Origin of the sequence: Flavobacterium sp. (assembly GCF_030146175.1) — a bacterium.
Taxonomy (GTDB): domain Bacteria; phylum Bacteroidota; class Bacteroidia; order Flavobacteriales; family Flavobacteriaceae; genus Flavobacterium.
Map to the genome: position 1 here is coordinate 1 of NZ_JASLCE010000030.1, position 7,160 is coordinate 7,160.

A 7,160-nucleotide genomic window follows, 5' to 3' on the forward strand; every position below is an offset into this window, starting at 1 on the left:
CGGCTTCGTGACTGGTAAAAAATTTGGCTTTCCGCTGACCAATATCGTAGGATGTGATCAGACAGGGCTTGATAAATTGCTGTAACTGCAAATCGCCAAAAACTTCTAGTAATTGTTTTTCCAGATTGCGTTGCGAAATCTTTTCGTTAAACAATCCGAATGGGTTTATCATGTGTTCCCAAAGCGAAACATTAAAAATACTTTCCCCTTTTTTGGCGTATAAATCCAAAGCGGCTTCTACCGAAAATTTCGCTTTCTTGTTTTTGTCCGGAAATAACAGAATGGACGTTAATAGTCCGCCGGTACTGCTTCCGGCAACCAAATCGAAATAGTCTCCTAATTTTGCATTGGGATTATCCAGTTTTTGCAATTCTTCTTCGATATATTTCAGGATCACGCAGGTAATGATTCCGCGGATACCACCACCATCAAGGCTTAATATGCGTATTTTTTTTGACATGGAACAAAGAGGTTACCTTCCCTATTTACAGGGGATTTTGTTGTGGCTAATGTATTACAAAAGGATTACATAACCGTTTTTATCGGTCTTCAATTTTGATAATTTTTTCCAGTCGTTATAACCGCGTTTGTCAAAGTGTGGCAAATCTTTAAAGGTTTTCCAGTTGCCACCCCATTCCCAGCCATATTTGGCAAAAATACTCACACATTCGTACCAGTCGGCGATCCTGTCGTTGTCCCAGTCTTTTTTAGTGTCCCACGAAGCGGTTTTTCCATCAATAATCAAAACGATATCGATAGCAAATCCGTAGTTATGAATGGATTGTCCGCCTTTGGCATTGGTGACTTTCTTTCCGGGTTTTGTCCGCCCGATGGCATACAGTTCGTCCTGTTCCTTGTTGGTTCGTAATCCCTGTGCAATCCGGATTTTGGCTCTTCCGGTGAGTTGTTTGTCACAATCCTGTATGATTCGGGTTACTTCTTCCCGTACCGACGGATGTAACCTGTTGATTCGATCCTGCGTAGCTTTATCCATGTTGTTTTGGTTTTGTTTAGCCTTGTAAATGTACTATTAAATTGAGAACGATGGTTCGATTCGCACAGGTAAAAAGGTGTAAATAAAGGAACAGGATTGACATTTTGAGATTGTCAATACGGTATAGTCATAAAAAAAGCGGCTCTAAAGCCGCTTTTTGTGGTTTGTGACCGTTTATGGTTTTACCTCATAAACGTTGTTTTCTTTTTTAACATCGGCCATTAAATCACTTGGATCAATCACAATGGCTTTGATGGCTTTTTTCTCTTTTCCGATGGTGAAATCATACGTGGTAAAAGCCCAATCCCATCCTCCTAAAACGGTTCGTTGGATTTCCGGGAACGGATTCTCTTTGTTCCAACGCATTAAGGTATTCGGGATATAGAAACTTTCTTTGGTTCCGTCCTGATATACTACAAGAATATCCAATGGCATTGGCATTCTTCCAATTCTTTCTAACGTTACTTTAGTGTTTTTTCCGTCTTCTGTAACCGATTTGATTCCGTAATCGATCGTGTTCGTTGTTTTGGTCCAGTCGTTCAGATACCAATCCAATGACGCTCCCGAAACACGTTCGGCTGTACGTTTAAAGTCGTTTGGCGTTGGGTGCGTAAATTTATAATCGTGGAAATAACGTTTTAGTGTTTCCATCATTTTGTCCATTCCGATTACATAGCCCAATTGGGTTAAAAATACTTCCCCTTTGCTATAAGCCGAAATACTATAAATCATGTTTTCGTCAAAGCGATCCGCATGTGTGGATTGTGGTTGCTCATGACCCGTATTGACCATATAGAAATAGTTGTTATAGGCCGATTGGAATGGGTTTTCGTCTTCCTGAAGTTTTTTATCCATTACCTTGATCATCGCAAGATCCGAAATAAAAGAAGTAAATCCTTCGTCCATCCAGAAATGCTTACTTTCGTTGGTCGCTAAAACGTGCTGAAACCAGGAATGCGCCATTTCGTGCGCCGTTACACCAATTAAACTCGGAAGACTTCTGTCGCCGGTAATCAAGGTACACATAGCATATTCCATACCGCCGTCGCCACCCTGAATCACAGAATATTGTTTGTAAGGGTATTCGCCTACGGATTTATTGAAAAAGTCCATTAGAGCGGCTGTTTTTGGCTGTAGCTCTTTCCATTTGTCCATGTATTTCGGGTTGTTTTTGTAGAAAAAGTGTAGTTCTACATTGTTTGGTCCCGGATAGATATCGTGGATAAAATCTTTGTCGGCGCCCCATGCAAAATCGTGAACCATTGGGGCTAGAAAATGCCAGGTAAGCGTTTTGGTCTTTTTAGGATAGGTCACCGTAGTGCCTTTGTCTTCGTATCCGTGACCAATCTCGTTTTTGTTTTGTAAATAACCGGTCGATCCGATTACGTAGTCTTTGTCGATCGTAATTTTTACGTCGAAATCACCCCAAACACCGTGGAATTCACGCCCGATATAGGGATCGGCATGCCATCCTTCGAAATCGAATTCAGCAATTTTAGGATACCATTGTGTCATCGAAAGCGCGACACCTTCGTCGGAATTTCTTCCGGAACGACGGATTTGAAGCGGAACCTGTCCGTCAAAATCCAAAGCAAATGTAGTGGACTTTCCAGGTAAAATAGGCTTGGCCAATTCGACTTCCAGTACGGTTCCCACTACGCGACTAGTGGCGGCAACACCATCCTGTTTGAAATTGGCCACTTTAAGATAACCGATTTCGTTTGGTTTTAAGGTACTGATTCTACTTTCTTTTACCGTTTTGTCTCCGGTTTTAAAGCTTTTGACCATCCGTTTGTCCGGATCGGAAATGGTTTTTAAACGGGCATCCATTTCGCTTCCCGGTTGAAACGCGTTAAAATACAAATGGTAAAATACCTTGCGTAAGGTATCGGGCGAATTGTTGGTGTAAACGAGTGTTTGTTTTCCTTTGTACTGGAAGTTTTTCACATCCATGTTTACCTCCATTTTGTAGTCAACATGTTGTTGCCAGTAACCCGGATCCGGATTCTTTTGTGCCCACAAACTGCCAATGCTCAGTAAAGAAAGTAAAAATAACTTTTTCATTTTGTAGTAATTGATTTTTGGATCGTTGCCGATCGGTATAATAGCCAAAATGGAAGGGGAGTCCCTTCCATTTCAGCGTGTTTTGGAATTATTTTTTAGAAGCCATCTTGTCGGCCATGATCAATGCGTTATAAGCATTTACCATTTTTCCGGATTTGGATACTTCGCTAAACGGGCGTACATTGTTTGGATCACCTCCTAAAATGACATCCTGTTTTACCGCAATACCGGAATCCATAATGATCTGTTTTACCTGAGCCGCTGTCAGGCTTGGATAGTACGAACGAATCAAGGCTGCTACTCCGGCAACATTTGGCGATGCCATTGACGTTCCCTGTAGGTATTCGTAGCTTTGATTTGGCGTAGTCGCATAGATTTTTTCACCCGGTGCAAATACGTCCACATCCGATTTACCGTAGTTAGAGAAATCGGCAACCAATTCCGGTCCGTACACATAATTTAAGGCACCTACCGTAAGGAAGTTGTTTGCAATTTCTGGTCCCATTTTGATGTTGTCGTTCGGAAAACGATCTACACCACCATCAGCATTCAGGTCTAAACCTTCGTTACCGGCTGCTACTACAAGTAGTACGTCTTTTGAAGCGGCATATTTGATCGCATCATATACCCATTCTGGATGTTGTGCGAAGTATTTTCCGAAACTTCCGTTGATCACTTTAGCACCGTTGTCTACTGCATAACGAATTGCCAATGCGATATCTTTATCGTATTCGTCTCCATCCGGCACCGCTCTTACGGCCATGATTTCTACGTTATTACTTGCAACACCGTCGCCACCCAATCCGTTTCCGCGGGTTTGTGCGATAATACCGGCTACGTGGGTTCCGTGTTTCGCGCCTTCTTTTTCAGGTCCGATTACGTTATTGTCGCCGTATTTTACGTCTTTAATATCGTCCGGATTATCACCAACCAGCTTTCTTCCGTTAAATTCAAGGTTTAAGTGGTAGTTCACCTGACTGTATACCTGGTCTTTAAACTCGTCGATTTTCTTCAGGTCGTTCCCTGTTTGTGGTAATACCTGCGACATAACCATTCTCGCCTGATTTACAGCCGGATCGGTTGTCTGGATTTTCTGAATATCCTCTAAAGTATAGGTGTCTTTCTTTAAATGCTTTTTAAGGGTATTGCTGGCATTTAAGATAAAATCCAATTGTTGTTTGGCCTGAATTACTTCATTGTATTCTTTATCGTAGGCCTCTTTCGCTTTTTTATAGGCTTCGGAATTTGTGTCTCCTTTTTTCAGGATACGCGTGAATTCCATGTTTTCATGTTCTGCTTTTCCTAAGAAATTCCATCCGTGAATGTCATCGATAAATCCGTTTTTATCATCGTCGATACCATTTCCAGGGGTTTCTTTTGGATTGTTCCAGATAACCGGTTTTAAATCTTCATGGTCGATATCCACTCCGGAATCAACTACACCAACGATTATTTTTTTACTTTTTTTACCTTTTAAAAATTCATAGGCTCTGTCTACACTCATTCCGGGAACCGTATCTTTAATAAGATCCAGATGACTCCAGCGTTTTAAATCTTTTTCAGCCAGTTTACCCACTTTAACCGGCATATTATCCGGTGCGGAAATAGGTGCGTAAACACTTGTTTTTTGTGTGCTGCAGCTTGCCAGGGCTAAAGCTAGTGCGGCAGATAAGTAAAGCGGTTTTATTAGTTTCATATTCTTTGTTTTTTCTGATTTTATAGGTCGAAAGTATTTGTTTTTGTTACAAAAAGGGTTGAGATTAACACTACTTTAGTATTTCATCACAAGTAAATACCTCTTTTAGACGTACGCCTTTTTCGGTATGTTCGACGGTAATGATTGGGTTGTGCGCATCGTGTTCTAAAAACAAAAGATAGTTTTTATCGGCAGCATGGTTCATGAATTTGGTTTTTTCGTCCAGTGTTAACAACGGACGGGTATCGTATCCCATAACATATGGAATCGGGATATGACCGGCAGTAGCCAAAAGATCGGCACAAAAAACAAGTGTTTTGCCATGGTATTCGATATGCGGAATCATTTGCTTTTCGGTATGACCGTCGACAAAAAAGATGCCAAAGCCCAATTCCGATTTTTCAAGAAAATCACCTTCCGGGCGTTGTATAAATTGTAGCTGACCGCTTTCCTGTATTGGTAAAATGTTTTCGCTTAAAAAAGAAGCTTTTTCGCGGGCATTTGGTTTGGTTGCCCATTCCCAATGGTTTTCGTTGGTCCAGAACGTCGCATTTTTAAAGCCGACTTCGTATCCGGTCCGGTCTTTATTCCAGACTACACTACCACCGCAATGATCAAAATGCAGGTGCGTCATAAACACATCGGTAATATCGTCGCGGTGAAAACCGTGTTGCGCCAATGATTTGTCAATCGTATGATCGCCCCAAAGGGAATAATACCCGAAAAACTTGTCCGATTGTTTGTTACCCATTCCGGTATCGATCAGAATCAGTCGGTTGCCGTCTTCTATCAACAGGCATCGGGCTGCTATATCAATAAGGTTATTTTCGTCGGCAGGATTGGTTTTGTTCCAGATGGTTTTTGGAACCACACCAAACATAGCGCCACCATCCAGTTTAAAGTTGCCGCTTTCTATAGGATATAATTTCATTGCATTCGTTTTAATTTGGAATGTAAAGATACTTTTTAATGCTAAATCAGGAAAAATAAATACAGCGAAACCGCAACCGGTTTGAATAAAAAAGGTAAAAACTTACAATAGTAAGGGACTTTTTAGGATTTAAAAATGACAAATATCATGTTATAACTATTTTCTATCAAGCTATTCGTTATAAAAATGTTAGGTAGTGTGGCAAACCGCAATATTTGTAATATCTTTGCAGGAAATTAGAAATAATCTGTTTAAACATTATGATAAAAGTATCTGAAACAGCAAAAAAAAGAATCGTCAATTTAATGGAAGACGATGGTTTTGACGCTGCTACCGATTATGTTCGCGTAGGCGTAAAAAGTGGCGGTTGTTCAGGCTTATCGTATGACTTAAAGTTTGATAAAAGCTTAGGCGATGATGATAAAGTGTTCGAAGACAATAATATAAAAATAGCGGTTGATAAAAAAAGCTTTTTGTATTTAGTGGGAACTACTTTGGAATATTCCGGAGGATTAAACGGAAAAGGATTTGTTTTTAACAATCCTAACGCGAACAGAACCTGCGGTTGCGGTGAAAGTTTTTCACTTTAAAAGATAAGTCATTACACTTTTACCATGTATCCGCGTTTCGGACGCATGGTAAAAGTATAAGAACAAGCATATAGAAATGAGTAAGTATACTGAAGAAGAATTAAAAAAAGAACTGGAAACCAAAGAGTATGAATATGGTTTCTATACCGATATCGAATCGGAAACGTTTCCTGTTGGGTTAAATGAAGACATCGTTCGGGCCATTTCGAAAAAGAAAGGGGAACCGGAATGGATGACCGACTGGCGACTGGAGGCTTTCCGTGCCTGGACGGAAATGATCGAACCGGAATGGGCTAACGTACACTACGAAAAACCGGATTTCCAGGCGATCTCCTATTATTCTGCTCCTAAGAAAAAAGATAAATACGAAAGTTTGGATGAGGTGGATCCGGAATTACTGGAAACCTTTAAAAAACTAGGTATCTCTATAGACGAACAAAAGAAACTGGCCGGTGTGGCGGTCGATATCGTAATGGACTCGGTTTCCGTAGCCACTACGTTTAAAAAGACTTTGGCCGAAAAAGGAATTATTTTCTGTTCCATTTCGGAAGCCATTCAGGAACACCCGGAATTGGTTCGTCAATATATCGGTTCGGTTGTGCCGCAAAAAGACAACTTTTATGCCGCGTTAAACTCGGCGGTATTCTCTGACGGATCGTTTTGTTATATTCCGAAAGGCGTTCGTTGCCCGATGGAATTATCAACCTATTTCCGTATCAATCAGGCCGGAACAGGGCAGTTTGAAAGAACGCTTGTCGTTGCCGACGAAGGTAGTTATGTGAGTTACTTGGAAGGATGTACCGCGCCATCGCGTGACGAAAACCAATTACACGCTGCCGTTGTAGAACTAATCGCTCTTGACAATGCCGAAATTAAATATTCGAC

General features: G+C 40.9%; 6 protein-coding genes and 1 pseudogene. 2 read left to right on the top strand and 5 right to left on the bottom strand.

Translation table 11 applies throughout. From position 1 onward, the window contains the following. From Q1R07_RS03425 to Q1R07_RS03445, 5 genes are all read right to left on the bottom strand, one after another. Positions 1 to 460 (bottom strand): patatin-like phospholipase family protein (locus Q1R07_RS03425; protein ID WP_300486026.1); only part of this gene is annotated, 460 nt, incomplete at its 3' end. Between the two features lie 54 nt (positions 461 to 514). Further along, the gene (locus Q1R07_RS03430) at positions 515 to 994 is read right to left on the bottom strand and encodes a M15 family metallopeptidase (protein WP_300486028.1); all 480 of its coding nucleotides are present in this window, start codon (positions 992 to 994) and stop codon (positions 515 to 517) included. A gap of 174 nt (positions 995 to 1,168) precedes the next feature. Continuing rightward, positions 1,169 to 3,058: a M1 family metallopeptidase gene (locus tag Q1R07_RS03435; RefSeq protein ID WP_300486030.1), complete on the bottom strand. Its 1,890-nt coding sequence runs from the start codon at positions 3,056 to 3,058 to the stop codon at positions 1,169 to 1,171. An 88-nt stretch (positions 3,059 to 3,146) separates the two neighbouring features. Further along, the gene (locus Q1R07_RS03440) at positions 3,147 to 4,754 is read right to left on the bottom strand and encodes a S8 family peptidase (RefSeq protein WP_300486032.1); all 1,608 of its coding nucleotides are present in this window, start codon (positions 4,752 to 4,754) and stop codon (positions 3,147 to 3,149) included. A gap of 70 nt (positions 4,755 to 4,824) precedes the next feature. Next, the gene (locus Q1R07_RS03445; RefSeq protein ID WP_300486034.1) at positions 4,825 to 5,685 is read right to left on the bottom strand and encodes an MBL fold metallo-hydrolase; all 861 of its coding nucleotides are present in this window, start codon (positions 5,683 to 5,685) and stop codon (positions 4,825 to 4,827) included. 260 nt (positions 5,686 to 5,945) lie between these two features. Between Q1R07_RS03445 and Q1R07_RS03450 the strand changes: the two genes are divergently transcribed. Next, positions 5,946 to 6,275 carry an iron-sulfur cluster assembly accessory protein gene (locus Q1R07_RS03450; RefSeq protein WP_300486036.1) on the top strand — a complete coding sequence of 110 codons (330 nt, stop codon included), beginning with the start codon at positions 5,946 to 5,948 and terminating at the stop codon, positions 6,273 to 6,275. Between the two features lie 76 nt (positions 6,276 to 6,351). After that, positions 6,352 to 7,160: pseudogene (locus tag Q1R07_RS03455) on the top strand (Fe-S cluster assembly protein SufB); the annotation flags it as partial.

Coding starts and splice junctions, on each gene's coding strand:
- Q1R07_RS03430 (WP_300486028.1), bottom strand. CDS start 994: ATGGATAAAGCTACGCAGGATCGAATCAACAGGTTACATCCGTCGGTA.
- Q1R07_RS03435 (WP_300486030.1), bottom strand. CDS start 3,058: ATGAAAAAGTTATTTTTACTTTCTTTACTGAGCATTGGCAGTTTGTGG.
- Q1R07_RS03440 (WP_300486032.1), bottom strand. CDS start 4,754: ATGAAACTAATAAAACCGCTTTACTTATCTGCCGCACTAGCTTTAGCC.
- Q1R07_RS03445 (WP_300486034.1), bottom strand. CDS start 5,685: ATGAAATTATATCCTATAGAAAGCGGCAACTTTAAACTGGATGGTGGC.
- Q1R07_RS03450 (WP_300486036.1), top strand. CDS start 5,946: ATGATAAAAGTATCTGAAACAGCAAAAAAAAGAATCGTCAATTTAATG.